Source organism: Streptomyces sp. NPDC045470 (assembly GCF_040646595.1).
Lineage (GTDB): Bacteria > Actinomycetota > Actinomycetes > Streptomycetales > Streptomycetaceae > Streptomyces.
The window spans coordinates 68796-91983 of record NZ_JBEZAN010000022.1 but is presented as its reverse complement, the minus strand read 5'-3'; the positions used below and the strand labels follow the sequence as shown (position 1 = coordinate 91983).

Annotated in this window: 28 protein-coding genes and 2 pseudogenes; 14 read left to right on the top strand and 16 right to left on the bottom strand. The window is 72.9% G+C overall.

The features are described from left to right. Positions 1-30 precede the first annotated feature (30 nt). The 4 genes from AB0A97_RS36185 to AB0A97_RS36170 are packed head-to-tail and all read left to right on the top strand — an operon-like array spanning position 31 to position 2505. Positions 31-429 (top strand): metalloregulator ArsR/SmtB family transcription factor, encoded by a 399-nt coding sequence (locus tag AB0A97_RS36185; RefSeq protein WP_361158499.1) that lies wholly within the window; start codon positions 31-33, stop codon positions 427-429. Next, positions 426-1565: an ACR3 family arsenite efflux transporter gene (gene arsB, locus AB0A97_RS36180; RefSeq protein ID WP_361158496.1), complete on the top strand. Its 1140-nt coding sequence runs from the start codon at positions 426-428 to the stop codon at positions 1563-1565. The genes AB0A97_RS36185 and arsB overlap by 4 nt, the downstream gene beginning before the upstream one ends. Continuing rightward, positions 1558-2019: an arsenate reductase ArsC gene (locus AB0A97_RS36175; protein WP_361158493.1), complete on the top strand. Its 462-nt coding sequence runs from the start codon at positions 1558-1560 to the stop codon at positions 2017-2019. The genes arsB and AB0A97_RS36175 overlap by 8 nt, the downstream gene beginning before the upstream one ends. Positions 2020-2028: 9 nt before the next feature. Then, complete coding sequence (locus AB0A97_RS36170) at positions 2029-2505, top strand: GNAT family N-acetyltransferase (RefSeq protein WP_361158490.1); 477 nt, start codon at positions 2029-2031, stop codon at positions 2503-2505. A gap of 65 nt (positions 2506-2570) precedes the next feature. Here AB0A97_RS36170 and AB0A97_RS36165 read toward each other — a convergent pair whose 3' ends face one another. The 5 genes and pseudogenes from AB0A97_RS36165 to AB0A97_RS36145 all read right to left on the bottom strand — a co-directional run bounded on the left by AB0A97_RS36165 (position 2571) and on the right by AB0A97_RS36145 (position 5409). After that, positions 2571-2933 carry a hypothetical protein gene (locus AB0A97_RS36165; RefSeq protein ID WP_361158580.1) on the bottom strand — a complete coding sequence of 121 codons (363 nt, stop codon included), beginning with the start codon at positions 2931-2933 and terminating at the stop codon, positions 2571-2573. Further along, entirely contained in the window at positions 2900-3232 is a 333-nt protein-coding gene (locus AB0A97_RS36160; protein WP_361158577.1) for a hypothetical protein, read from the bottom strand. Before AB0A97_RS36160 ends, AB0A97_RS36165 begins: the two co-directional genes overlap by 34 nt. A gap of 238 nt (positions 3233-3470) precedes the next feature. Beyond that, positions 3471-3641, bottom strand: a pseudogene (locus tag AB0A97_RS36155) (helix-turn-helix domain-containing protein); the annotation flags it as partial. Positions 3642-4064: 423 nt separating this feature from the next. Further along, positions 4065-4631 (bottom strand): YbaK/EbsC family protein, encoded by a 567-nt coding sequence (locus AB0A97_RS36150; protein WP_361158487.1) that lies wholly within the window; start codon positions 4629-4631, stop codon positions 4065-4067. Between the two features lie 43 nt (positions 4632-4674). Continuing rightward, positions 4675-5409 (bottom strand): TetR/AcrR family transcriptional regulator, encoded by a 735-nt coding sequence (locus AB0A97_RS36145; RefSeq protein WP_361158484.1) that lies wholly within the window; start codon positions 5407-5409, stop codon positions 4675-4677. Positions 5410-5474: 65 nt separating this feature from the next. Between AB0A97_RS36145 and AB0A97_RS36140 the strand changes: the two genes are divergently transcribed. The 4 genes and pseudogenes from AB0A97_RS36140 (at position 5475) to AB0A97_RS36125 (ending at position 8842) form a co-directional block, all read left to right on the top strand. Then, entirely contained in the window at positions 5475-5801 is a 327-nt protein-coding gene (locus AB0A97_RS36140; protein WP_361158481.1) for an STAS domain-containing protein, read from the top strand. Positions 5802-5854: 53 nt separating this feature from the next. Further along, a pseudogene (locus tag AB0A97_RS36135) lies at positions 5855-7070 on the top strand (cytochrome P450). A gap of 517 nt (positions 7071-7587) precedes the next feature. Beyond that, the gene (locus tag AB0A97_RS36130) at positions 7588-8022 is read left to right on the top strand and encodes a hypothetical protein (RefSeq protein WP_361158478.1); all 435 of its coding nucleotides are present in this window, start codon (positions 7588-7590) and stop codon (positions 8020-8022) included. After that, positions 8015-8842 carry an ANTAR domain-containing protein gene (locus AB0A97_RS36125; protein WP_361158475.1) on the top strand — a complete coding sequence of 276 codons (828 nt, stop codon included), beginning with the start codon at positions 8015-8017 and terminating at the stop codon, positions 8840-8842. Before AB0A97_RS36130 ends, AB0A97_RS36125 begins: the two co-directional genes overlap by 8 nt. An 81-nt stretch (positions 8843-8923) precedes the next feature. Here AB0A97_RS36125 and AB0A97_RS36120 read toward each other — a convergent pair whose 3' ends face one another. After that, the gene (locus AB0A97_RS36120) at positions 8924-9856 is read right to left on the bottom strand and encodes a DUF3048 domain-containing protein (protein ID WP_361158574.1); all 933 of its coding nucleotides are present in this window, start codon (positions 9854-9856) and stop codon (positions 8924-8926) included. A 326-nt stretch (positions 9857-10182) separates the two neighbouring features. On the opposite strand from AB0A97_RS36120, the gene AB0A97_RS36115 reads away from it, so the two are divergent. Next, positions 10183-10962: a Mut7-C RNAse domain-containing protein gene (locus tag AB0A97_RS36115; RefSeq protein WP_361158472.1), complete on the top strand. Its 780-nt coding sequence runs from the start codon at positions 10183-10185 to the stop codon at positions 10960-10962. Positions 10963-10991: 29 nt separating this feature from the next. Here AB0A97_RS36115 and AB0A97_RS36110 read toward each other — a convergent pair whose 3' ends face one another. Further along, positions 10992-11816 (bottom strand): acyltransferase, encoded by an 825-nt coding sequence (locus tag AB0A97_RS36110; RefSeq protein WP_361158469.1) that lies wholly within the window; start codon positions 11814-11816, stop codon positions 10992-10994. Positions 11817-11954: 138 nt separating this feature from the next. Here AB0A97_RS36110 and AB0A97_RS36105 point away from each other — a divergent pair, with 138 nt between their 5' ends. Both AB0A97_RS36105 and AB0A97_RS36100 read left to right on the top strand, forming a co-directional pair. Further along, complete coding sequence (locus AB0A97_RS36105; RefSeq protein ID WP_361158466.1) at positions 11955-12446, top strand: DUF6328 family protein; 492 nt, start codon at positions 11955-11957, stop codon at positions 12444-12446. Between the two features lie 133 nt (positions 12447-12579). Further along, a complete protein-coding gene (locus AB0A97_RS36100; RefSeq protein WP_361158462.1) occupies positions 12580-13188 on the top strand; it encodes an NAD(P)H-dependent oxidoreductase in 609 nt (202 codons plus the stop codon). A gap of 36 nt (positions 13189-13224) precedes the next feature. On the opposite strand, the gene AB0A97_RS36095 is transcribed toward AB0A97_RS36100, so the two are convergent. The 3 genes from AB0A97_RS36095 to AB0A97_RS36085 are packed head-to-tail and all read right to left on the bottom strand — an operon-like array spanning position 13225 to position 15294. Continuing rightward, on the bottom strand, positions 13225-14265 hold the full coding sequence (locus tag AB0A97_RS36095) for an SDR family oxidoreductase (protein ID WP_361158459.1): 1041 nt from the start codon (positions 14263-14265) through the stop codon (positions 13225-13227). Beyond that, positions 14262-14381 carry an LPFR motif small protein gene (locus AB0A97_RS36090; protein WP_275126499.1) on the bottom strand — a complete coding sequence of 40 codons (120 nt, stop codon included), beginning with the start codon at positions 14379-14381 and terminating at the stop codon, positions 14262-14264. The genes AB0A97_RS36095 and AB0A97_RS36090 overlap by 4 nt, the downstream gene beginning before the upstream one ends. Positions 14382-14409: 28 nt before the next feature. Continuing rightward, positions 14410-15294, bottom strand: coding sequence for an SDR family oxidoreductase (locus AB0A97_RS36085; RefSeq protein WP_361158454.1), 885 nt, complete (start codon positions 15292-15294; stop codon positions 14410-14412). Between the two features lie 177 nt (positions 15295-15471). Here AB0A97_RS36085 and AB0A97_RS36080 point away from each other — a divergent pair, with 177 nt between their 5' ends. Further along, positions 15472-16500 carry a Ku protein gene (locus tag AB0A97_RS36080; RefSeq protein WP_361158451.1) on the top strand — a complete coding sequence of 343 codons (1029 nt, stop codon included), beginning with the start codon at positions 15472-15474 and terminating at the stop codon, positions 16498-16500. Between the two features lie 73 nt (positions 16501-16573). Here AB0A97_RS36080 and AB0A97_RS36075 read toward each other — a convergent pair whose 3' ends face one another. The 3 genes from AB0A97_RS36075 to AB0A97_RS36065 all read right to left on the bottom strand — a co-directional run bounded on the left by AB0A97_RS36075 (position 16574) and on the right by AB0A97_RS36065 (position 18519). After that, a complete protein-coding gene (locus tag AB0A97_RS36075) occupies positions 16574-17041 on the bottom strand; it encodes a DUF5709 domain-containing protein (protein ID WP_361158448.1) in 468 nt (155 codons plus the stop codon). A 141-nt stretch (positions 17042-17182) separates the two neighbouring features. After that, entirely contained in the window at positions 17183-17578 is a 396-nt protein-coding gene (locus tag AB0A97_RS36070) for a DUF2795 domain-containing protein (RefSeq protein ID WP_361158445.1), read from the bottom strand. Between the two features lie 203 nt (positions 17579-17781). Continuing rightward, a complete protein-coding gene (locus tag AB0A97_RS36065; RefSeq protein WP_361158442.1) occupies positions 17782-18519 on the bottom strand; it encodes a GAF and ANTAR domain-containing protein in 738 nt (245 codons plus the stop codon). A gap of 304 nt (positions 18520-18823) precedes the next feature. On the opposite strand from AB0A97_RS36065, the gene AB0A97_RS36060 reads away from it, so the two are divergent. Beyond that, positions 18824-19903 carry a Ppx/GppA family phosphatase gene (locus AB0A97_RS36060; RefSeq protein WP_361158439.1) on the top strand — a complete coding sequence of 360 codons (1080 nt, stop codon included), beginning with the start codon at positions 18824-18826 and terminating at the stop codon, positions 19901-19903. 239 nt (positions 19904-20142) lie between these two features. After that, the gene (locus tag AB0A97_RS36055; protein ID WP_361158436.1) at positions 20143-20475 is read left to right on the top strand and encodes an STAS domain-containing protein; all 333 of its coding nucleotides are present in this window, start codon (positions 20143-20145) and stop codon (positions 20473-20475) included. A gap of 245 nt (positions 20476-20720) precedes the next feature. On the opposite strand, the gene AB0A97_RS36050 is transcribed toward AB0A97_RS36055, so the two are convergent. The 3 genes from AB0A97_RS36050 to AB0A97_RS36040 all read right to left on the bottom strand — a co-directional run bounded on the left by AB0A97_RS36050 (position 20721) and on the right by AB0A97_RS36040 (position 22878). Beyond that, entirely contained in the window at positions 20721-21020 is a 300-nt protein-coding gene (locus AB0A97_RS36050) for a hypothetical protein (protein ID WP_361158433.1), read from the bottom strand. 308 nt (positions 21021-21328) lie between these two features. Beyond that, positions 21329-22291, bottom strand: a complete 963-nt coding sequence (ligD, locus tag AB0A97_RS36045) for a non-homologous end-joining DNA ligase (RefSeq protein ID WP_361158429.1) — start codon at positions 22289-22291, stop codon at positions 21329-21331. A gap of 53 nt (positions 22292-22344) precedes the next feature. Continuing rightward, positions 22345-22878, bottom strand: coding sequence for a gamma carbonic anhydrase family protein (locus tag AB0A97_RS36040; protein ID WP_361158426.1), 534 nt, complete (start codon positions 22876-22878; stop codon positions 22345-22347). Between the last annotated feature and the right edge of the window lie 310 nt (positions 22879-23188).

Genomic DNA, 23188 nt, shown 5'->3' with positions numbered 1-23188 from the left:
CCTCGGATCGAAGTTCGTCAATATAGAAGCATGTCGAATCAAGAGCTCGGGCTGCTCGGCGAGGACGGCCTCACGGTGTGCTGCCCTGACCTGCTGACCACGCCACTGGACGAGGACCAGGCGGTGGAGCTGGCGAAGGTGTTCAAGGCGCTGGGAGACCCGGTGCGGCTGCGGCTGCTGTCGCTGATCGCCTCCCGTGCCGGTGGCGAGGTGTGCGTCTGCGACCTGATCCCGGCCTTCGACCTGTCCCAGCCGACGATCTCCCACCACCTGAAGCTGCTGCGGCAGGCCGGGCTGATCGACTGCGAACGCCGGGGCACCTGGGTCCACTACTGGCTCGTACCGGAGATGACCGACCGCCTCGCGGGCATCCTCACCCGCCCCGCCGGCGCCCCGCTGCCCGTCTCCGCCTGCCGGACCGACGCATGAGCGCCCCCGCCGCCCCCACCCCCGCCGCCGACACGGCACCGGTGGCGGCCCGACTGTCGTTCACCGACCGCTGGCTGGCAATGTGGATCATCGCCGCGATGGCCGCCGGCCTCGGTCTGGGCCGCCTCGTACCCGGTCTGGGGGACGTACTGGCGAAGATCACCGTCACCGGGGTCTCGCTGCCCATCGCGCTGGGGCTGCTGGTGATGATGTACCCGGTGCTGGCCAAGGTCCGCTACGACCGCCTGGGTACGGTCACCCGCGACCGCCGCCTGCTCGTCCCCTCCCTGGTGCTGAACTGGCTGGTCGGCCCGGCCCTGATGTTCGCCCTGGCCTGGCTCTTCCTGCCGGACCTGCCCGCGTACCGCACCGGTCTGATCATCGTCGGGCTGGCCCGCTGCATCGCCATGGTCATCATCTGGAACGACCTGGCCTGCGGCGACCGCGAGGCCGCCGCCGTCCTGGTCGCCCTCAACTCCGTCTTCCAGGTCCTGGCGTTCAGCCTGCTGGGCTGGTTCTATCTGTCCCTCCTGCCCGGCTGGCTCGGCCTGGAACAGACCGCGCTGGACGTGTCGGTGTGGGAGATCGCCCGCTCCGTGCTGATATTCCTCGGCATCCCGCTCGCCGCCGGATTCCTCACCCGCCGCCTGGGCGAACGGGCCAAGGGCCGCGTCTGGTACGAGACGAAGCTGATCCCCCGGATCGGACCGTTCGCCCTGTACGGGCTGCTGTTCACCATCGTGGTGCTCTTCGCCCTCCAGGGCGACGCCATCACCTCCCAGCCCCTGGACGTCGCCCGCATCGCCCTGCCGCTGCTGGTGTACTTCGCCCTCATGTGGGCCGGGTCCATGGCCCTGGGCCGCGCGGCCGGACTGGACTACCCGCGCGCCACCACCCTCGCCTTCACCGCGGCGGGCAACAACTTCGAACTGGCCATCGCGGTCGCCATCGCCACCTTCGGCGCCACCAGCGGCCAGGCCCTCGCCGGTGTCGTCGGCCCCCTCATCGAAGTGCCCGTCCTGATCGGCCTGGTCCACGTCGCCCTCGCCGCCCGCCGTTACTTCCCCGCGGCCGCATCCGCCCCTCTCCCGAAGGCCGAATCAGCCACCGTCACGGAAGGATCGACCCGTGCCTGACACCCGCGGCCCGGCGGACAGGCCGTCCGTACTGTTCGTCTGCGTCCACAACGCCGGGCGCTCCCAGATGGCCGCCGCCTTCCTCACCCACCTCGGTGCCGACCGTGTCGAGGTCCGCTCCGCGGGCTCCGCCCCCGCCGACGCCGTTCATCCCGCTGTCGTCGAAGCCATGCACGAGGTCGGCATCGACCTCTCCGCCGAGACGCCGAAGCTGCTCACCACCGAGGCGGTGGACCGCTCCGACATCGTGATCACCATGGGCTGCGGCGACGCCTGCCCGTACTTCCCCGGCAAGCAGTACCGCGACTGGCAGCTCGACGACCCCGCCGGACAAGGCATCACCGCCGTCCGCCCCCTCCGCGACACCATCGAGCAGCGCGTGCGCGCCCTGCTCGGCGAACTCGGCGTCGAGGCCGCCAGGGACCCGGTGCCCGACGCGCCGCGCATGGGTTAGCGTCCGGGCATGATCGCGATACGTGCTGCGGGGCCCGCGGACGCCGAAGAGATCGTCCGGTTGCGCCGGTTGATGTTCCGGGCCATGAACGGACGGGACGAGGGCGGGGCGTGGGAGCGGAACGCGATCGAGAGTGCGCGGCGACAGCTTTCGGAAGAGGTGCCGTCTCTTGTCGGGTTCGTCGTGGAGGCCGGTGACGGCGCCGGGCTGGCGGCGTGTGCGGTGGGGCGGGTCGAGGAGCGGCTGCCGGCTCCGGGGCATCCTTCGGGACTGTTCGGGTTCGTGTTCACCGTCTGCACCGATCCGGCGTACCAGGGGCGCGGTTACGCGAGGGCCACGACCGAGGCGCTGCTGGAGTGTTTCGCTGAGCGGGGTGTCTCGCGGGTGGATCTGCACGCCACGCCCGACGCCGAACGGCTCTACCGGAGCCTTGGATTCGCGGAGCACTCCACGCCGCTGTCCCTGGATGTGCGTTCCCGGGGGTGAGCGGGCCGACGGACGAGGGTGAGTTCCGTCGGGTTCCGGGTGGGCCGGGTCAGGATAGGTCGGGGTCAGGGCGCGGGGTCGACGAGGAAGGTCTGGCTCTCGCGTCCGGTGCACCGTTGCAGGGTCACCTCGGCCCCGGTGGCCGTCCGGGCGCCGCGCACGCCGAGGCACTGCCCGCCGTCGGCGCGGAAGATGTAGCGGGCGGTCTTCCCACCGTTCGCCTGCCGGGCCGTTCCGAACGGTTCGGAGCCGGAGCCAGGAACGGGGCCGGGGGCGAAGGCAGGCGCGGAGTCGGGGGCGGAGGCAGGCGCGGGCTCGATACGGAAGCTGCTGGCCTGGGCGCAGGACTCCCACGGTTCGAGCAGGCCGTCCGCCGTTCCGCCCGACAGGGCCTTCAGGCAGCCCCTTCCGCGCTGGGGTGTACCCACGCGATGCGGTAGGTGTCCGTACCCACCGGTTCGAGTTCGGTGCGCTGCGGCGCGACGCCCCCGCACGGCCGCTGCACCGCCACGAGGGAGGCGTACCGGCCGTCCTGGACGCGGCCGTCGGTCACGCACAGGGTGGGAGCCGCGGCCGGGCGGATCCGTATCCAGCCGGCGGGCACCGCGGCGTTCCGGGACGGGGCTTCGGGCTGCGGAGCCGGATCGGAGGGCGGGTTGCCGGAGGTCGGGGTGCCGGAGGTCGCCATCCAGGCGGCGGTGGCCAGGGCGAGAGCGATCGCCGACACGATCAGGAGAGGCGCGCGCCGGGTGCTGCGGGTCCTGGTGGGGTGGGACGGCGGCGAGGGCCGGGCGTCGGTTCCGATTGTGGGTGCGGACGCTGCGGCGTCCTCGGGCGCCGCAGCGGCACGGGGCGGCGTCTGTTCCGTCGCGGCCGACTCCACCGGGGCGGGTTCCGTTTTCGCCGTGCGGGCCTTGGCGGCGACACCCGCGCGGGCGTCGCCGCCAAGCCGTGGCCCGGTCGCCGCTCTCGCCGCAGGCGCGTACGAAGACGGACAGGATCTCCGGGCGGGGCAGACGTCTGCCGCTCAGGACGTCCGCGAGAGTGCTGCGGGCCAGCACTTCGCCCTGTTCGGCGGCGCGCTGTTCGAACTGCCGGTACGTCAGCCCCCGGCGCTCCTTCAGTTCCCGCAGCATCGCGAGAAATTCGGCCACGTCACGGGCCTCGGCCGGGTCCGTGTTCCCCCTGGTGTCCATGGCGCGAATGATCGGGGTGACGCCTCCCGTACGGCTACAGGAGATTCCGCCAAGGCTGCGCACTTCCGGACAGCAACAGGGCAGAATCCGGACCGCGACCGGACTCAAACCGGACGCACCCGGAATCTTCCGGACAGCGCGCCGACCAGCCCGGACCCGCGACAACGCCCCCTCGGACGCCCCGGACGCCCCGGACACCCGGACGCCCCGGACACCCGGACGCCCCGGACACCGGGACGCTCCGGACAGACCGCAAGCGACGCCGGACAGCCGACACTCAGCCAACGTCCCCTCCGGACGCTGCACCGATCGCCCCGACCGCACCCCGCCCCAGGTGACATTTTCGGACAGCGAGCAGTCGCCCTACTCCCCCGGCACCGTACCCAGCCCGTCAAGAACGGTCACACCAGGCAGTTCGGCCAGGGCCTTGCCCGGCACGACGAGCTTGCCGCGCCGGCTGCCGCTGCCGATCAGCACGTACGGGGTGTCCGCCACGGCCGCGTCCAGGAGCAGCGGCCAGCTTTCGGGGAGCCCGATCGGGGTGATGCCGCCGTACTCCATGCCGCTCTCGCCGACCGCGGTGTCCATGGGGGCGAAGGACGCCTTGCGGGCGCCCAGCTCGCGCCGTACGGCTCCGTTCACGTCGACCCGGGTGTGCGAGAGGACCACGCAGGCGGCGAGCGTGACGGCGCCGCCACGCTTGCCCGCCACGACGACGCAGTTCGCCGACTGCTCCAGGAGCCAGGGGCCGTGCTGCTCGACCAGGACAGCGGTGTCCGCGATCGCGGGGTCGGTGTCCACGTAGTGGAACTGTTCGACGGGCACGGTCCCCCGCCAGCCGCGGATCGCGGCCGCGACCGGGCCGGGCAGCAGGTCCAGACAGTCGAGGGCAGGGCGTACGTCGTCGAAGGCGTCCATGGGCTCGGGCATGGCGCCAAGCTAACAGTCCGGCCGGACCGTACGGCGTGCCGTCTCAGCGGGCGGGCGGGGGCGGGCCGGCGCCGGGGTGCGCGGTGCCGTCGTCTTCACAAGCCGCCGGGTCGTCGTCGCAAGCGGCCGGGACGTCGTCGCAAGCGGCCGGGACGTCGTCACCCGCGGCCGGCCGGTGCCGTTCGATGAGCGTACGGGCCATGTCCTGGGCCCGCCGGGCGGCCTCGGTGTCCCCCTCGGCCGCCGAGATGATCGCCCCCTTCATGAGGATGTGCCAGGACCGGGCGAAGTTCTCGGTGTCCCGGAGCCCGGCCTCCTCGGCCAGGGACCGCACGATGGCGCGGATGTTCTCCAGGTGGACGATGCTCGCCTTCCCCAGCGGGTGCTCCCAGCCCATCTCCAGCAGGACGTTGATGAAGGTGCAGGCGTCGAAGTCGGGCCGGCGGAACCACTCGTCGAACACGTCGAAGACGGCGAGGAGCCGCTCCTCCGGGTCCGCGCCCAGCCGCCGTGCCCCGGCCTCCACGTAGCCGCGGGTCCAGCGCTCCTCACGGCGTTCGAGGAACGCCAGCACCAGAGTGTCCTTGGAGGGGAAGTTGCGGTAGAGCGTGGCCTTGGCCACACGGGAGCGGGCGATCACCTCGTCGACGCCGACCGCGCGGATCCCGCGCCGGGAGAACAGCTCGTAGGCCGTCTCCAGGATGCGCTCACGCGCCTGGGCGGGCGGACGGACTGCCGGCACCGTCGATCCGACGGCCGTCGCGTCCCCTGGAGCCATCGTGTCCCCCTGACAACGTGGTGATGATTGTGGACAGGCTCGTCCGACCCTGACACGGTAAAGGCATGGCCCCTGAGACAGAACTGTCTGGCCCGGACTTCCTGAACATCTTGACGGTCCGCACCCGTCTGCACGGCGATCGGGCCGTGCTCAGCCCGAGAGGAGAGATCGACTGCGTTTCCGTACGCCTGCTCGACCAGGCTCTGGCCGGTCTGCCGTCCATGACCAGCAGTGTCACCCTGGACATCGCGGAGGTCACCTTCATGGACTCGGCGGGTCTGCACTTCGTGGAGCGCCTGCACGCCTTCGGCCACCGGCGCCACATCCTGGCCCGCACCCGTAACTGGGGCAGCCAGCCGAGCCGGCTGCGGGAAGTCGCCCGCCGCTCCTGACACACCGTACGGCCGGGGTGGCCACGACGGGCGCCGGCGGCTGGCGTCCGCGCATGGCAGGAGCCCGGGCAGTCTTCGATCCCTGGTCGCCGGATTCCGTCGCCGACCCGTACCCCGCCTACGCCGAGCTGCGGGCCCGCGGCCGGGTGCGGCACTTCGCACCCTCCGACCAGTGGCTCGTCCCGCACCATACGGACGTCTCGGCCCTGCTCCGCGACCGCCGACTGGGCCGTACCTCCCGGCACCGCTTCACCCACGAGGAGTTCGGGCGCACCGCGCCGCCGCCGGAGCACGAGCCGTTCCACGTCCTCAACGACAACGGGATGCTCGACCTGGAGGCGCCCGCCCACACCCGTATCCGCCGCCTGGTCGCTAAGGCGTTCACGCCCTGTACGTCGAGCGGCTCCGGCCGTTGTCGAGGGCTTGGCGGACCGGCTGGTCCGGGACCTGGTCGCGGACGGCGGCGGAGACCTCGCGGCGCGGGTCGCGGAACCGCTGCCGGTCGCGGTGATCGCCGAGATGCTCGGTGTGCCGGAAGCGGACCGGCATCTGCTGCGGCCGTGGTCGGCCGCGATCTGCGGCATGTACGAGCTGAACCCGTCCGCCGGTACGGCAGGGCGGGCGGGCGCCGCTTCCCGTGAGTTCTCCGACTACCTGCGCACGTTGATCGCCGCCCGGCGGGCGGTGCCGGGGGACGACCTCGTCTCCGGGCTGATCGCCGCGTACGACGAGGGCGAGTCGCTCATCGAGCAGGAGATGGTCTCCACCTGCGCCCTGCTGCTGAACGCCGGTCACGAGGCGAACGTCAACGCCACGGCCAACGACTGGTAGGCGCTCTTCCGCCACCCGGCGCAGCTCGCGGCCCTGCGCGCGGACCCGGCCGGGCTGCTGCCCACGGCCGTGAGGGAACTGCTGCGCTACAACACGCCGCTTCGGCTCTTCGAGCGCTGGGTGCTGGACGACATCGAGATCGACGGCACGGTCGTCCCGCGCGGCAGCGAAGTGGCGCTGCTCTTCGGGTCGGCCAACCGCGATCCGGCGGTCTTCGCCCGGCCGGACGAGCTGGACCTCACCCGTAAGGACAATCCGCACATCTCCTTCAGCGCCGGCATCCACTACTGCATCGGCGCTCCCCTGGCCCGCCTCGAACTGACGGCCTCGCTCGCGGCGTCGCTGCGCAGGGCTCCGTCGCTACGGCTGGCCGCCGTCCCGGAACGCAAGCCGAACTTCGTGATCCGGTGGCTGCGCGGCCTGCTGGTCGAGGTGTGACGGAACGCGTCGGCGGCGGCCGGCCCGGCGCGGCCGGTGAAGCCGACCGTCACCTCGTCACCGTGCCGTTCCAGCAGGGCGCGGTAGGCGGGGGCGGCAGTGGTGGGGGCCGCCGGACCTGTGCGGGTCGGGAACCGGACGGTATCGGGTGTCACGCGCGTCCCACCTCGTCCAGGGCGCCGTTCAGGAGTCCTGCGCCATGATGTCGAGCCGGTGGCCGAAGCCGCGTACGGTCGTGATGCTCGGTGTACGGACGCCGGCGGCCGAGAGTTCGCGGCCCCGATCGGCCCACCGTGGGCCCGTACCTGCCGGGCGTCGGGCGCGTCCGCCACGGTGAAGCCCTCAGGCGTCGCCCGCGGCGGTTCGGAGCATGACGGCAACGGTGGGCCGATGGTGTCGGCCGCGCTGATGCGGCGTTGCTCCGACGTCGATGCCCCGGCCAACGGAGCCTGCTTGACTGGGCGTTGGGCCTGAACTGCTCCGTGACGCAGTACTTCGTGCCGGACAAGGGGACACCGTGGAAGGCTCCGAGGCGAACACATGCCGGTTCCGCCACCGTCTGGCGGACCTGGCCGGCGGCCCCCCGCGCGCCCGCGCCGGCATCCCCGGCATCCTCGACACCCTGACCCGCGTCTCGCGGCGGAGCCGTCCCGAAGGTCCGTGCGTGGTCTCCTTCCACACCGGCCGCGGCCCGCAGTGCCCCGACTTGGCACCCACGCACACCTGGTGGCCGCCCTCCGCCCCCGCGGCCCAGGACGCCGGGTTCCGCGCGGTGCGGACCAGCGCGATGCGGCTGCGGGGCGGGACGATCGGCATGACCGGCGGCCCTTCCGGTACGGAACCGCGCGCGGCGCCGGCCGGTCAGGGCTCCGGTGATCCGTCCGGCCTCCCGCCCGGACGCCGCCGACGCGGCCCCCCGCACGACCCTTCCCAGGAGCGCTTCGATGCCTGACCTCATCGGTCCTCCCTCCGGCGACGTCCCGTCCGGCGACCCTTCGTCCGGGGAGAAGGCACGGGCTCTCGGCGCGGCCCTCGCGGACCTGACCGACATCCGCGCCGGAACCACACCCGCCATGCTCACCCGGCGTCTGGTCACGTACTGCGTCGACCTGCTGCCCGTCGACGCCGCCGGCGTCATGCTCCTGGATCCGGCCGCCCCCGGTGCCCCGGTCGCCGAGACGGGTGTCCGGCCCGCCGGGAGCCGCGTCGACGTGGCCGCGAGCTCCGACGAGGCCCTCCGCGAGGTGGAGCTGTACGAGGCCGGCACCGGGCGGGGCCCGTGCGTCGAGGCCCTGTTCACCGGCCGCTCGTGCGGCGTCGCGGACTTCACCGTGGCGGGCGCACGCTGGCCCGGCCTCGCGCCGCGGGTGCTGGCCGCGGGCTACCAGGCGATGTGGGCCCAGCCGATGCGCCATCTCGAACACTCCGTCGGCGCCGTCAACCTCTACCGCCGCACCACCGGGCTCCTGCCCCCGCACCAGCAGGAACGTGCGCGGAAACTGGCCCACGCGGCCACCATCGGCCTGCTGCTGTTCTGGGCCCGGCGACTGCGGGCCGAGCATCTGCGGCGGGACCTCACCGCCCGTGTCGCCACCGAGCAGGCCAAGGGCATCCTCGCCCAGCGTCTCGGCCTGTCCCCGGAGGCCGCCTTCGAGGCGCTGACCGCCCAGGCCCTCCGGCACCACTCCCCCCTGCCCGACCTCGCCCGCGCCCTCACCGAAGAGCCCCAGGGGCCGTGGCCCCCACCGGCCCCGGACGACCGGCCGCGGTGATCCGGCCCGTGCCGGGACGCGCGTCCGCATCGCAGGCTCGTGTCCGTACCGGAGCGCGTGTCCGTACGGGCAAGCGCCGCCCTATCCGGTTCCGCCGCTCACCGCCTCCTCCGGTACGTACACCACCCACACCTGGCCCGCCGCGAAGTTGAGCGGTCTGCCAGACGCCGTGGTGAAGTCCGTACCGCTGTCGGGGGTCGGCCGCGACCAGTGGGCCTCGTACGCCTTGCCGTCCCGCAGCACCCGCGCCGGCCCGGAACCGGTGGACTCGGTGTACGGGGAGTAGGCGCCCCAGCGGTCGTGGTAGCGCGAGGGACGGATCCGTACGCCCTGGACGACGACGGTGGGGGCCACGAGCCGCTGCCCGGAGGCGGTCTCGGCCGGGGCGCCGTCCATCGACACCAGCCAGCCGCGCCGCTCCGCAGACCAGTCGAAGGAGAAGCGGGCGGCCGGGTAACGGGCGGTGTACGAGGCGGTGTTGCGTCCGCCCGACGGCGCGGCGCCGAAACGGAAGCCGATGTCCTGGACGGTGCTCGCGCCGGAAGCCGCCTTGAGGGCGCGTTCGGGGCGCAGGTAGAGGTTGTGCGGCGCCGCGCGGTCACGGCCCCGGAAATACGCTTCGGCGGTCTTCCCCGGAGGCTGCGGGTACAACGGGGCCGCCTCGACGACGGGCTCCAGCTTCGCCTGCGTGCCGGAGTAGGCGAAGGCGGGGCGGCCGAACTGGCGCAGCAGTTCCAGATCCGACTCGCGGGCGCTGCGTACGGGACCGACGGCCTGCGGCAGCCGGGAGGAGTAGACGGCCAGCAGCCGCGACAGCCCCGACTCGACCCGTTCCACGTAGACGATGTCGGCGGCGTCGAGGCCCGTCTGAGGGCGCGCGGCACGTACGTTGTCGATCTTCACGGCGAGCACCGGGGCGGCCCGCGCCGCCTTCCCCGTGAACGGCGAACGCCCGTCGGACGCCCCGCCCTGCTGGCAGCCGCTCGACACGCCTGCCAGCAGGAGACACACCAGCGCCACTCCCGCCGGCGCCTTGCGTTGTCCCGTCAGCGCCGTACGTTTACCCGCCGGCGCCTTGTGTTGTCCCGTCAGCACCGTACGTCTACCCGCCAGCGCCGTACGTCTTCCCGTCGGCCCCGTACGTTTCCTCGCTCGCACCGCCGTCCTCCCGTCAGTGGCGCCCCGTCCGTCGAGAACACCACAGGAACGGCCGTGTGGCGAGAGGGCGCAGGCGGCCAGGGGCCTCGGCGCGGTGCCGGGTCGCCGAGGCCCGGTGCGGTCCCGGAGGCCCCGGGCGGCCCGGTACGCACCGCGCCGCGGCGTGGTGGCATCCTGACGGCGTGAACCGACCCGAGATCCACTGCACCGTCGCCCCCGAGCTGCGGCTCTTCGTCCCCGCCGGCCGGCGCCAGGGCCGTACCGCCCTGCGCACCGACGGGACCTCCACCCTCGGACACGTCGTGGAATCGCTCGGTGTCCCGCTCACCGAGGTGGGCCGCCTGCTCGTGGACGGGCAGGAGGTGCCGGTGTCCCACGTCCCGCGCGACGGTGAGTCGGTCGAGGTGTGCGCGGTCGGACGGCCGCAGGAGGTGCCGGGCGCGCCGCTGCGGTTCCTGCTCGACGTGCACCTGGGGACCCTCGCGCGGCGGCTGCGGCTGCTGGGTGTGGACGCGGCGTACGAGAGCGAGGACATCGGCGACCCGGCCCTGGCCGCGCGGTCTGCCGCCGAGCGGCGGGTGCTGCTGTCCCGGGACCGGGGCCTGCTGCGACGGCGTGAGAACTGGGCGGGGGCGTACGTCTACAGCGACCGCCCCGACGAACAACTGCGCGACGTGCTGGGCCGCTTCGCGCCGGAGCTCGCGCCGTGGACCCGCTGCACCGCCTGCAACGGTCTGCTGAAGGAGGCGGCGAAGGGGACCGTCGAGGAGCGGCTGGAGGGCGGTACGCGGCGTACGTACGACGTGTTCGCCCAGTGCACCGTCTGCGACCGGGTGTACTGGCACGGCGCGCACCACGCGCGCCTGGAGGCCGTCGTCGACGCGGCGGTACGTGAGTTCGGCGGCGCCGCGGCCGCGACCGGTACCGCCGCACCCCGGGACGGCTCTGCCGCGCAGGGGTGAGACAGGGGACGCGAGCCGCCCCCACGCCCTCAGGAAGCGTCGGCGGCCGCCCCCGGCACCGCCGTGCCGCGCCCGGCTACCACCGTGCCGTGCCTCGGCTCCACCGGCGGCGCACCGTCCGCCCCCGCCTCCAGCGCGGCCAGGGCCATCAGTTCCCTGGACGTCACCCCCTCGGGCACCGGCACCGGCGCCGGAGTGCGCAGCGGCGGCTGCCACCCCGCCTCCGGGTCCCAGGAGCGGACCACCTTGGCGGGCGCCCCGGCCACCACCGCGTGGTCCGGCACCTCGCCCCGTACGACCGCCCCGGCCGCGACCACCACGTTGCGGCCCAGCCGGGCGCCCGGCAGTATCACCGCCCCGGTCCCCACCCAGCCGCCCGGGCCGATCGAGACGGGCTCGCTGCGCGGCCACTGCTTGCCGACCGGCAGTTCCGGGTCGTCGTAGCTGTGGTTGGTGGTCGTGACGTACACGCCGGGGCCGAAAAAGCAGTCGTCGCCGATGGTCAGCCGGACGTCGGCGATCACATGGCTGCCGCGGCCCAGGACGACGCCGTTGCCGAGGGTGAGGATCGGGTCGGCGCCGAGGTCGAGGTCGGGCATCATCCCGGCGGTCAGCGTCACGTCCTGGGCGATGATGCAGTGGTCGCCGATCTCGATCCACGGGTCGCCGAAGACGGTGCCCTGCGGGAAGGCCAGCCGGGCTCCAGCCCCCAGCCGGCGGAACCGGTACGGTCCCGGGCGCTCGGCGGTGACGGCGCCCGCCTCCCGTACCCAGCGCGCTCCGCGGTGCACCGCGCGGGACACCGTCCGGCGGCGCCAGGCCGCCACGGATGAGAACACGTTCTTCTTCGGCACCCGCTCACCGTACTCAGGCCGGTGCGCCGGCCGCCCCGCCGTCCCCTGTGATCTTCACCCCACCGGCCGCCGGGCGTCGTCCGGCCGGGCCCCGGGCGCCGACGGGACAGTGCCCGGCGGCCCGCCTATCGTTGGGACATGGAACCGGCCGCGCAGGCTGTCGACGGCCGTCGGGAGTCCGCCGAGGAACGGGCCGACCGGCGGTGGAACGAGCTGCTGCAAGAGGTCCGGGTGGCCCAGACCGGCGTGCAGATCCTCTTCGGCTTCCTGCTCACCGTCGTCTTCACCCCCCGCTTCGCCTCCCTCGAACCGGCCGACAAGGCGATCTACGTGGTGACGCTGTGCCTGGGCGCGGCCGCCAACGGCGCCCTCATCGGGCCGGTCGCCTTCCACCGGCTCGTCACCGGGCTGCACCTGAAGGCGCAGACGGTCACCTGGGCGTCCCGGCTGACCATCGTCGGCATCGTGCTGCTGCTCGCCACGATCATCTCGGCGTTCCTGCTCATCCTGCGCATCGCGCTGCACGACAGCGCCGTCCCGTGGATCGTCTCGGGTCTGGTCGCGTGGTTCCTGCTGTGCTGGTTCGCGCTGCCCGCATGGGCACGGCGCCGGTACGCGCGCGACAGGTGAACGCCGCCGTGCGGCGCCGTACCTCCGCTCCGTGTCGAACGGCGGGGCGCGGGCACCCGGGGTACGGTCCACACCACAGGTGACCGGAGCACCACGGTGTGTTCCCACCCTGTCGATCCCCCGAGGAGCTGCCATGATCCGCGCCCTGGCGTTCGTCTGCACCCTGAACCCGTCCCCCACCGACTCCAGCAGCCAGCTTCTGGCGGACCAGGTGCTGGCCGAACTGGGCGACCTCGGGGTGCAGTGCGAGTCGGTACGCGTCGCCGACCACGACATCCGCCCCGGCGTCGCCACCGACATGGGCGACGGCGACGCGTGGCCGGGCTTGCGCGAGAAGCTGCTGGCGGCCGACATCGTGCTGCTGGCCACCCCGATCTGGCTCGGTCACCCGTCCAGCCTGTGCCAGCGGGTGCTGGAGCGGATGAACGCCGACATCGCCGAGACGGACGAGCAGGGGCGGCAGCTGATGTACGGCAAGGTCGGCGCCGTGGCCGTCGTCGGCAACGAGGACGGCGCGCACAAGGTGAGCGCCGACCTGTTCCAGGGCCTCAACGACCTCGGCGTCTCCCTCGCGCCCAACGCCGTCACGTACTGGGTGGGCGAGGCGCAGCACGGCACGGACTACCAGGACCTGGACGAACGGCCGAAGAACGTGGCTGCCACGACGCGCACGCTGGCGGTGAACGCCGTGCACCTGGTGCGGCTGCTCCGCCAGTACGCCTACCCGCCGTCGTCCTCCTGAGAGACCGGCCGGCGGGCCGGCGGCCCCTGCTGTGCGCTAATTGCCGCGCCTGCTGCGTCGTACGGGCCCCAGTACGGCGCCCACCGCCGCTCCCGCCGCGGCCGAGGCGGCCGCCACGAGTACGGGGTGCCGCGCGAGGGCCGCCTGGGGCGAGCGCGGGTGGGAGGTGTCGTCGAAGACACCGTGTGCGCCGTGGTCGACACCGTCAGAGCCGTCCGCCGGCTGCCACAGGTTCTGCGGCCGGTGGGCTTCCGCCTGCTGCTCCGTCTGCTGCGAGGCGTACCCCGTACGGGCGAGATAGCGGTCCAGGAGCGCGGGCGCGACCCGGTTGCCCAGGATGGCCGCCACCGTGGAAAGGCCGACGTAGTACTGCTTGCGCCGGGGATGGTCCGCCGCGTGCAGCACGGCACGGGCGGCGACCTCCGGCTGGTAGACCGGCGCGACCGGTCGGGGAGTCTTCGGCAGCCGGGACAGCACCCAGTCGAACTGCGGCGTGTTGACGGCCGGCATCTGGACGACGGTGACCGCGACCCGGCTGCCCTGGTGCAGCAGTTCGGTGCGGACGCTGGACGTGAAGCCGTTGATGGCGTGCTTGGCGCCGCAGTACACCGACTGAAGGGGTACGGAGCGGAAGCCGAGGGCGGAGCCGACCTGCACGATCGCGCCCGCGTCCCGCGGCAGCATCCGCCGCAGCGCGGCCCGTGTGCCGTTGACGAACCCCAGGTACGTCACCTCGGTGGCGCGCCGGTACTCCTCCGCGTCGACCTCCGTGAACGGCGCGAACACCGTACTGAAGGCGTCGTTGACCCATACGTCGATCGGCCCGAAGGCGTCCTCCGCCGCCTGGGCCGCCGCTTCGACCTGGTCCGCGTCGGCCACGTCGGCGGGCAGCACCAGCGCCCGGCCGCCCCGCTCCTCGACCTCGGCCGCCGCCGCGTCGAGTCCGGTGCGGCCGCGGGCGACCAGGGCGACGTTGGCGCCCTGCGCGGCGAAGAGCCGGGCGGTCGCGCGGCCGATGCCGGCGCTGGCGCCGGTGATGACGACGGTCCGCGGTCCGGGCCGGTGCCGACGGCTCACCGGGCACCGCGCGAGGCGCCGCCGAAGAGGCGGGCGAGGGCGCGGAAGGGCAGGGTGACGACGGAGGCGAGCGTGCTCCCGATGGCGCGGAACACGTCGGCGATGGCGCTGAGCATGGGAACCTCCCTGGTCGGACGACCGCGATCACGGCAGCGGGGTGCCGCCGGTCGCGTTGACGATCTCCGAAGTGATGTAACTGGCCTGCTGGGACGCGAGGAAGACATAGGCGGGGGCCATCTCCACGGGCTGTGCCGCCCGCCCCAGCGGGCTCTGCTTGCCGAATCCGGTGGTGTCCGGCAGCGTCGCGGGGATGAGCGGGGTCCACACCGGCCCCGGGGCCACCGCGTTGACGCGGATGCCGCGCTCGGCGAGGTCGCCGGCCAGCGCGTGGGTGAAGGTGACGATGGCGCCCTTGGTGGTCGCGTAGTCGAGCAACTGCGGGCTCGGCTGGTACGCCTGTACGGACGTCGTGTTGATGATGCTGCCGCCCTCGGGAATGTGCGGCAGCGACATCTTGGAGAGCCAGAACATGCCGTAGACATTGGTGCGCAGCACCCGGTCGAACTGCTCCGTGGAAATGCCCTCGATTCCCTCGGGCTGCGCCATCTGGTAAGCCGCGTTGTTGACCAGGACGTCGATACGGCCGAATTCCCGCACCACCTGGTCCACCAGCGCGCGGCACTGCTCCTCCGTACGGATGTCGCACGACACCGCCAGCGCCCGCTGCCCCGCTTCCTCGACCAGCCGGACGGTTTCCTTCGCGTCCTTCTCCTCTTCCTCCAGATATGTGAAGGCGACGTCCGCCCCTTCACGGGCGAAGGCGAGCGCGACCGCGCGTCCGATGCCCGAGTCACCGCCGGTGATCAGCGTGCGGCGGTCCCGCAGCCGCCCGGCACCCTCGTACGACGTCTCACCGTGGTCGGGCCGCGGCGTCATGTCGTCCGTCGCGCCGGGATGCGGCTGGTCCTGCTGGGGGAATTCCGGCTTCGGGTGCTCGTCCACCGGATTCCGCTGGTCGTTCCCGGTCATGGTCGATACCTCCACGTGCTGATGTGTCTACGCCGGTACCCGCCCTGCCGTCGCGAACACGTGCCGACTTTCCGTCCTTTCCGGCCCGTGTACCGCTCCGGTTCGATCCGTGTGCCGCCGCCGGGATGCGGCGGGCCGGTATCCGGCGTGCGATGGTTTTCGGAGGTGGTGCAGGCCATGGCACGAGCCATTTGGAGCGGGTCCCTGTCCTTCGGTCTGGTCAATCTGCCGGTGCGGATGTACGCGGCGACGGAGAGCCACACCGTGCATTTCCACCAGATCCAGCGCGGAACGTCCGACCGGATCCGCAACAAGCGGGTCAATGAACGCACCGGCAAAGAGGTGCCCGCCGAGGACATCGTCAAAGGGGTCGACGCGGGTGACGCGTACGTGCTGGTCGAGCCCGAGGAATTGGACGACATCGCGCCCGGCCGGTCCAAGGCGGTCGAGATCAGCGGTTTCGTCGACCTCGACGAGGTGGACCCGGTGTATTTCGACACCACCTACTACCTCGGTCCACGCGGCAAGGACTACGGCAAGGTCTATGCCTTGCTGCACCAGGCCCTGAAGGAGTCCCACAAGGCCGGCATCGCCACCTTCGTCATGCGCAACCGCGCCTATCTGGTGGCGGTGCAGGCGGAGGGCGACATCCTGGTCCTGCACACCCTGCACTGGGCGGACGAGATCCGTGACCCACGCGACGAGATCGCTGACCTGCCCGGCCGGACGAAGATCCCGGACCGGGAACTGAAGACCGCGGTGCAGCTCGTCGAGGCCCTGAGTACCGCATGGCGTCCCGAGGAATACCACGACACCTACCAGGAACAGGTGCGCCGGCTCATCGAGGCCAAGCGCAAGGGCGAAACGGTGGAGAAGGCCCAGGAGGCGCCGGCGTCCACGAATGTCGTGGATCTGATGAGCGCTTTGCAGGCCAGTGTGGACACGGCCAGGGGCTCGGCGGCGCAACAGCGGAAGGGAAAGGGGAGAAAGGAGCCGGCGAAGCGCCGTACCGGCGGACACCGTTCCCGGCAGGGCGGGAACAGCGGCCGGAAATCCACCGCCGACCTGTCACAGCTCAGCAAGGCCGAACTGTACGAACGCGCCACCGAGGCCGACCTCCAGGGCCGGTCCTCGATGACACGTGCCGATCTTGTCGAAGCCCTCTCCGGCAGCGGCGACGGCCGGAGCCACGCGAAGGCATCCTGACCTGCGGCGCGTCAAGCGCGGCCGCCTCCGCTGCGGGCCGTGGGCAAGCCCTCGGCCCGCGAGGTCGGTACTGTCAACGCGAGAGGTCGGGATCGTCGACGATGTGCACCGCGGCCTCCTCAGCCGACGCCGCGCCACCGTCGATTCCCACATCACGGCCGATCTCGTCGTTGCGCAGCCGCAGCGCGTCGCCCTCGTCGGTGCCGGTCATCCGGCCGGCGCGCTCGTCGCCGACCTGGCGGTCCACCGGTTCGCCCTCGGCGTCCGGCTGGTCGCCGATGCCGTCGCCGTCCGGCGGTTCGACGTCCGGTACCTCCTTGGCGAGCCGTTCGTCGAGGCTCTCGCCCTCGCGCTGCTCGTTGGCGGTGGTACCGCTCTGATTCACGGCCAGCGGCTTTTCGGGGGGCGAGTAGCCCTGGTCCAGCATGTCGTCGTAGTCCGGCTCGTCGAGAGCGTCTTCCATGTCGAGTTCGTCGGACGTTCCCTGGTTGTCGGACGCGGACGGCTGATACACCTCGTCGCCCATCGCTTCATCGGACATGACAGCTCTCTTTCCAGCGCGGTGCCGGTCTCCTGCCCGCGGCAGGCCCTTTCTCACGGCCCGCCGTGCCAGGCGTTCTCCGGCGACGTCGGTGACCGTCGGTGACGGTCGTTCGGGTTCTCCTGCGGTCGCGGTGCGCCGCTACCTGCTGAGCCCCAGTGATTCCACGATGCGCTGTGCGTTCTCGTACCGCTCGTTCTCCGGAAGGCGCTGCGCCAGTGCGACCAGACGGTCCGGGGCGTTGTTCTCCCGCAGCGTGCTGATGATGGTGTCGCGGTCGGCCGGATACAGACTCCGGCGCAGGTGCTGGGCCATTTCGGTACGGATTTCCACGGCCTCCGGCGTCATACCGTCCGGAACGCTGCCCGGCGCCGTGCCACCGGCCGTCCGGCTCACCCCGGGCTGGTCCTCTCCCGAGGGCTCCAGTTCGTGGTCCTCTTCGGCGCGCAGTGCGCGGTCGGCCTTCAATTCGCCCTGGAGTTCTTTCTTCATCATGTCGTCCCGGGCCGGGCCGGCCTTGTTCGTACCGTGATCCATTGCTTCTCTGCCTCCAGGACTCACCGATGTCTTTCCGTTCCCGCCCCGCACGTCTCAGCCCTCCCGTGCCATGCGGTACGGAGTGCCCGTTGGCCCTTTCGCGAAACAGCCCGAAGCCGAGAGCGAACGAGGGAACGCGGGAAGAACGGCCGGCCCCCCGGCAACCAGCGCCCCGGCGGCCGGTCCCGGCGCGAACGCGCCGGTCAGCGGGGCGAGGGCCGGGCGAACGGGCCGGATTCGGCCGGTCCGCCGATGACCTGCCGGGCAACCTCGGTCAGCTTGCGCTGGTGGGAGCGGGCGTAGCTGCGCATCACCTGGAACGCGTCCTCGGGGGTACGGCCCTGGCGCTCGGCGAGCGCGCCCTTGGCCTGTTCGATGATCACCCTGCTGTCCAGGGCGGTCTGGAGCTGCCCGGCCCGGACCCTGAGGTCGCGCAGGTCCCCGCGGTACGCCAGCCCGATGGCCACCGCGTCGGCCAGCGCCTGCCCCGTCGTGACCTCCCTGCGCGCCAGCGCCCGGTGCTGGTGGAAGAAGTTGAGGGAACCCAGCCGCCGGCTCCGGTAGCGCACCGGCAGGGCGGTGGCCGCGCTGAATCCCTCGTCCAGCGCCTGGGTGGTGAAGCGCGGCCAGCGGGCCCGGTAGTCCGGGTGGCTCAGCGGTACGTCGGTGAGCCTCCGCCCCGTACGCCAGGCGTCCCGGCAAGGCCCCTCGTCGAGCGCGGCCTCGACGCGTTCCAGTCGCACGCCCGCGTCACCGAAACCCACCGTCAGCGCGGGCTGCCGGTCGCACGCCACCAGCACACCGCCCGCCTGCACCCCCGGGAGCCGTACGCAGTACTCGGCGAGCCGCTCCACGGACCCGGCCGCGTCCTGCCCCGTGGCCGGGTCGGCCAGTTCCAGCAAGGCGGTGATCAGCGATTCTTCCCGGTCGGACGCTGACATGGCAGGCACTCCCTTCGACAGGCCGCTCCGGCGGCCTGTCGCTCTTGGGGCGAAAGGGCCGCCCCGGATGTGCCCCCGGGTATCCCGGAACCGGCCGTACAAGCTCCTGGCAGGAGTGCGGGCGTGCACCGGGGCGCGGGGGCCGCACCCCGCGCCGGAGTGCGGCCCCCGCACCGCGCAACATCCGCCCCCCGGAGTCCGGAACGTCCGCCTCCGGCCCATGGCACGTCCCTCCGGCAGCGAACGCCCCGGCCTGGCTGGTACCAGGGCGCTAAAACAGGCCGGAAGGGGTACCCGCACAGACATGCGCTTAGCCGTCCTCGACGCCGGGTCGAACTCCGTACATCTGCTCATCAGCGAGGTCGTCGGCGGCGTGCCGTTGCCCGCGCACTCCCTGAAGAGCCCGGTCCGTCTGGCCGAGCAGGTGACCGTGGACGGAACGGTGCCCCCGAAGGCGGCACAGCGGCTGGCGGAGGCGGTGGCACAGGCCCGGGAGCACGCGGGCCGGTGGCGCTGCGACCGGCTGTTCGCCTACGCCACGGCGGTGGTCCGGGACGCCGCGAACCGCGACGAGGTGCTGGAGACGGTGCGTGCCGCGAGCGGGATGCGGCTGGCGGTGCTCCCGGGTGAGGTGGAGGCGGAGTTGACGTTCCGGGCGGCGCGGCGCTGGGTCGGGCTGCAGGCCGGTCCGATGGCGCTGCTGGACATCGGCGGGGGTTCGCTGGAGGTCGCTTTCGGCCGCGGCGCCCTCCCGGACTTCGCGTTCTCCCTGCCCCTGGGGGCGGGACGGCTGACCCGCGAGTTCCTGCCGGGCAAGGGCAGACCCGGCCGCGAGGGGCTGCGGGAGCTGCGCCGGTACGTACGTGCCACGCTCAAGGACGTGGCGGCCCGGGTGCGCTGGGAGGAGCCGCACACCGTGGTGGCCACGTCCCGGATGTTCCAGCAACTGGCCCGGTTGTGCGGGGCCGCGCCCGGCCGCGACGGCCCGTTCGTCACGCGCGGGCTGGCCCGTACCGACCTGAGGGAGGCGGTGCGGCGGCTCTCCCAGCGGACCGCGGCCGAGCGGGCGGAGCTGCCGGGCATCTCCGCCGCCCGCTGCCGCCAGGCGCCGGCCGGGGCCGTCGTCGCCCACCAGGCGATGAAGAGCATGGGGATCGACCGGGTCGTCATCTGCCCGTGGGCACTGCGCGAGGGCGTACTGCTGCGCCATCTGGAGCAGGGCGGTCAGGACTGGTGGCCGAGCCCGGTGCCGCGGCAGGAGGGCGCCGGGTCCGGACCGCTGCCCAGCCGGTCGACCGGCCTGTTGACCGGGCCGTCGACCGGCAGCGGGACCTCGCCGCGCGTGCCGCGCCGTCTGCCGCTCGGCCGGGCGCCGGCCGACTGACCGCATCCGTACGTACGGGCCGGTGCCACGGCCGTGAGCGCCCCGCCCGCGAAGCCGGGCTCCGCTCGGGGACCGGCACCGGCCTTGCCACTTCCGGATCCGCCCTCCCCCGCTTCCGGAACCGCTCCAACCGCTCCCGTGACCGCACTCCAACCGCTCCTGGACCGCTCCGAACCATCCATGCCGAACCATCCATGCCGAACCACACCGGGCGTTCCGCGCCCCGTGCCGGAGTCATCATGTACTTGTCGAACTACCGCATCGCCGACCGCCTCGTGATCGAGGTTCCCGAGATCATCGACATAGCCAACACCGGCCAGGTCGACGCCGGCCTCCAGGGCCTGCTGCGCGAACCCCAGGCCAACGGGGTCGTCATCGATCTGCGCGCCCCCATCATCACCGTGGCCGGACTACAGACCCTGCTGCGCTGCCAGCGGACCGCGCGGGAGCGCGGTGTGACGCTGAGCGTGGCCGCGGACCGCCCCATGGTCCGCAAGGCGTTCCGGCTGACCGGGGTGCACCGCACCATCCCGCTGCACAGCTCACTGGCGGACGCTCTCGCCGCGGCGTAGCCCCCGCGCGACGTGCCCGCCCTCATCCCTGCGGGGCAGTACGGGCCCCCTCGTCCCCACCGTCACGCGAACCATCACTCAAAAGGGGTGTTTACCGACTGGTGCGGTGAGTTACCCGTCCCCCAGCCTTCCGCAAGCGGCCGCCGGAAGGCAGGCGCCGGGCCGGTTGAGACCACAGCCGCCGGCGCCGCTCCCCGCCACCCGCCGGGACCCTCCCGGACAACCCGCTCGTCGAGAGAGGTCAGTCAGGAGGACGGCCGGTGCCCGTGGCTCCGGGGAAGCCGCTGGGGCGCGCCGGTCCGGAGGACCAGCGGGTGGGCGGGCAGCCTGGTCAGCGGCGAGGAGTGCCGGTAACGGTCGATGGAGGCGGCCCGGCCGTACGGGCCCGGCCTGCGGTACTGCCGACCGCGGGCGGCCGCGTCCGACGGCTCGGCCGGGGGCGGCCGGTGCGGCCGACGGGGGCGGAGCAGGGCGTCTTCGTACCGGCCCAGGGCAATCACGAGTCCGAGCATCGCCAGAGGCCAGAGGGCGGCGAGCAAGGGCATGGCCGCTCCCTTCCTTGCCGGTCGTACACGCTGGCTGGAGCTTCACGTCGTCTGTCGGGTCACCCCACGGCGACACGGCAAACCACCGGGCAGGACCGACCACTCCACCGGTCCCGTGCGCTGCACCTTTTCCGCCCGCCGCGCCCGGAGTCCGCCGAGCGGGAAAGCAGCAGGCCGGCGCGGTGCGCCCGGTCGCCGCCCCGCTCCCGGCCCGACCGGAAGCCCGTTCGACGACTTGCGCGGCGGTGCTTCCCGTGCCGTGCCGAGTGCACCGCTGACCGGCCCCGACCAGCCCCTCTCCGGCCCCGTCAGTCCAGCCGGGTGAGATCGGGGCGCAGCCGGTGCCAGGTCGGCTGCCGGAGCCGGTCGGCCGAGGTCCAGCCGGAAAAGGTGACCTCGGCGACGAGCCGTGGTTCCGCCCAGTGGGCGCCCGGCACGTCGACCGCGTTCCTGAAGGGTGAGGTGTCCCGCCGTACGACCTCCAGGTACCCGGCCAGTTCCCGGCGTTCGCGGCCGGAGAGCCCCGAGCCCACGGAACCGACGTACCGCAGCCCGCCCGGCTCGTCCACCCCCGCCAGTACGGCGCCGGGCAGCCCGGCGAGGCCGCCGCGGCCCTCCGTCCAGCCGCCGATGACCACGTCAAGGGTCACCAGGTGCTTCGTCTTGCGCCACTCGGACGACCGGACGCCGGGCGCGTAGCGGGACGTCAGCCGTTTGGCGACGACCCCCTCGAAGCCGGCGTCCAGCGTCGCCTCCCAGGTCGCCTGTGCGTGGCCCGTCACGTACGAGGGGACCGACCAGTGCGGCCCGCCGTCGAGCCCGAGCCCGGACAGGACGGCGCGGCGGTCCACGTACGGGAGCTCCAGCAGCGGCCGCCCGTCGAGGCGCAGGACGTCGAACAGGACGAGGTGGACCGGGTGCTCCCCGGCCAGCGCGGCCGCGCGGCGCCGGTTCGTGACGCCCATCCGGCGCTGGAGCAGCCCGAAGTCCGGCCGCCCGTCGGCGTTCATGACGACCACCTCGCCGTCGAGGACCGCGGGCCGGTCCCGCAGGCGTTCACCGAGCGGCGCCAGCTCGGGGTAGGTCGCCGTCGCGTCGTTGCCCGCCCGGGTGACCAGCCGCAACGTCCCGTCACCCGGCGCGTCGGCCAGACACCGCGCCCCGTCCCACTTCGCCTCGAACGCCCACTCCCGCTCCTCCCCGGGAGCGGGCAACGGTCCGGGGGTGGCCAGCATGGGCCGCAGGACGGACGGTGCGGAGGACGGATCCATGCCCCCGATGATCGGCGGCGGCCCCGCACCCGGCCACCGGACGCGAGGGGCCGCTACCGGCCCTCCGCCACCACCCCGTGGCTCTTCGCCAGCTCGACGTACATCGTGGCGTTGAGCCGGATGTTGTCCCGCTCCTCCTCCGTCAGCTCACGCCTGACCTTGGCGGGCACCCCGGCGACCAGCGACCCCGGCGGCACCCGCATCCCCTGCGGCACCAGCGCCTGCGCCGCGACCAGCGACCCGGCGCCGATGTGCGCGCCGTTGAGGACGGTGGCGCCCATACCGATCAGTACGTCGTCCTCGACCGTGCAGCCGTGCAGCACGGCGTTGTGCCCGACCGAGACCCGCTCACCGACCGTCACGGGGTAGCCCGGGTCGACGTGCACGGTGCAGTTGTCCTGGATGTTGCTGTCCGCGCCCAGCACGATCGGGCCGCAGTCGGCGCGCAGCACCGCGTGATACCAGACCCCGGCACCGGGCCCGAGCGTGACATCACCGACCACGACGGAGGTCGGCGCCGTGAAGGCCGCCGGATCGACCGACGGCGCCTTGCCGCCCACGCCCGCGATCAGTGCTCGCTGCTCCATACCCGTACTCCTCGTCACCGGACCGTACCGTTGCCGTTCGGACTCGCGCCCGGGGGCACAGTAGGCGACGGGGCCGCGGGCAGCGCGGGCGGGACTGCGGATCGTGGGGCGGGACATCCGAGTCCCGGTGGTGGTTTCGCAGGAAGCGGCCGTTCCCGGGCCTCGGCTGGCTCCGCCCTCCCGACGTCAGGAGGCGAGCCATGCCCGAGCATCCGGACCGCCCCGCTGCGGCCCACCACAGACAACAGGCCCGGACTGGAAACCGTCCAGGGTCGCTATCCCTTCGCCGACTGGCACGGCCCTGGCTGCA

What these genes read in the sequence shown, in the direction of transcription:
- AB0A97_RS36150 (WP_361158487.1), bottom strand. Translation starts at nt 4,631, where the DNA reads ATGCCCGAGCCCATGGACGCCTTCGACGACGTACGCCCTGCCCTCGAC.
- AB0A97_RS36105 (WP_361158466.1), top strand. Translation starts at nt 11,955, where the DNA reads ATGGAACCGGCCGCGCAGGCTGTCGACGGCCGTCGGGAGTCCGCCGAG.
- AB0A97_RS36065 (WP_361158442.1), bottom strand. Translation starts at nt 18,519, where the DNA reads ATGTCAGCGTCCGACCGGGAAGAATCGCTGATCACCGCCTTGCTGGAA.
- arsB (WP_361158496.1), top strand. Translation starts at nt 426, where the DNA reads ATGAGCGCCCCCGCCGCCCCCACCCCCGCCGCCGACACGGCACCGGTG.
- AB0A97_RS36085 (WP_361158454.1), bottom strand. Translation starts at nt 15,294, where the DNA reads ATGACCGGGAACGACCAGCGGAATCCGGTGGACGAGCACCCGAAGCCG.
- ligD (WP_361158429.1), bottom strand. Translation starts at nt 22,291, where the DNA reads ATGGATCCGTCCTCCGCACCGTCCGTCCTGCGGCCCATGCTGGCCACC.
- AB0A97_RS36100 (WP_361158462.1), top strand. Translation starts at nt 12,580, where the DNA reads ATGATCCGCGCCCTGGCGTTCGTCTGCACCCTGAACCCGTCCCCCACC.
- AB0A97_RS36125 (WP_361158475.1), top strand. Translation starts at nt 8,015, where the DNA reads ATGCCTGACCTCATCGGTCCTCCCTCCGGCGACGTCCCGTCCGGCGAC.
- AB0A97_RS36140 (WP_361158481.1), top strand. Translation starts at nt 5,475, where the DNA reads ATGGCCCCTGAGACAGAACTGTCTGGCCCGGACTTCCTGAACATCTTG.
- AB0A97_RS36185 (WP_361158499.1), top strand. Translation starts at nt 31, where the DNA reads ATGTCGAATCAAGAGCTCGGGCTGCTCGGCGAGGACGGCCTCACGGTG.
- AB0A97_RS36055 (WP_361158436.1), top strand. Translation starts at nt 20,143, where the DNA reads ATGTACTTGTCGAACTACCGCATCGCCGACCGCCTCGTGATCGAGGTT.
- AB0A97_RS36040 (WP_361158426.1), bottom strand. Translation starts at nt 22,878, where the DNA reads ATGGAGCAGCGAGCACTGATCGCGGGCGTGGGCGGCAAGGCGCCGTCG.
- AB0A97_RS36170 (WP_361158490.1), top strand. Translation starts at nt 2,029, where the DNA reads ATGATCGCGATACGTGCTGCGGGGCCCGCGGACGCCGAAGAGATCGTC.
- AB0A97_RS36050 (WP_361158433.1), bottom strand. Translation starts at nt 21,020, where the DNA reads ATGCCCTTGCTCGCCGCCCTCTGGCCTCTGGCGATGCTCGGACTCGTG.
- AB0A97_RS36070 (WP_361158445.1), bottom strand. Translation starts at nt 17,578, where the DNA reads ATGGATCACGGTACGAACAAGGCCGGCCCGGCCCGGGACGACATGATG.
- AB0A97_RS36080 (WP_361158451.1), top strand. Translation starts at nt 15,472, where the DNA reads ATGGCACGAGCCATTTGGAGCGGGTCCCTGTCCTTCGGTCTGGTCAAT.
- AB0A97_RS36060 (WP_361158439.1), top strand. Translation starts at nt 18,824, where the DNA reads ATGCGCTTAGCCGTCCTCGACGCCGGGTCGAACTCCGTACATCTGCTC.
- AB0A97_RS36090 (WP_275126499.1), bottom strand. Translation starts at nt 14,381, where the DNA reads ATGCTCAGCGCCATCGCCGACGTGTTCCGCGCCATCGGGAGCACGCTC.
- AB0A97_RS36145 (WP_361158484.1), bottom strand. Translation starts at nt 5,409, where the DNA reads ATGGCTCCAGGGGACGCGACGGCCGTCGGATCGACGGTGCCGGCAGTC.
- AB0A97_RS36075 (WP_361158448.1), bottom strand. Translation starts at nt 17,041, where the DNA reads ATGTCCGATGAAGCGATGGGCGACGAGGTGTATCAGCCGTCCGCGTCC.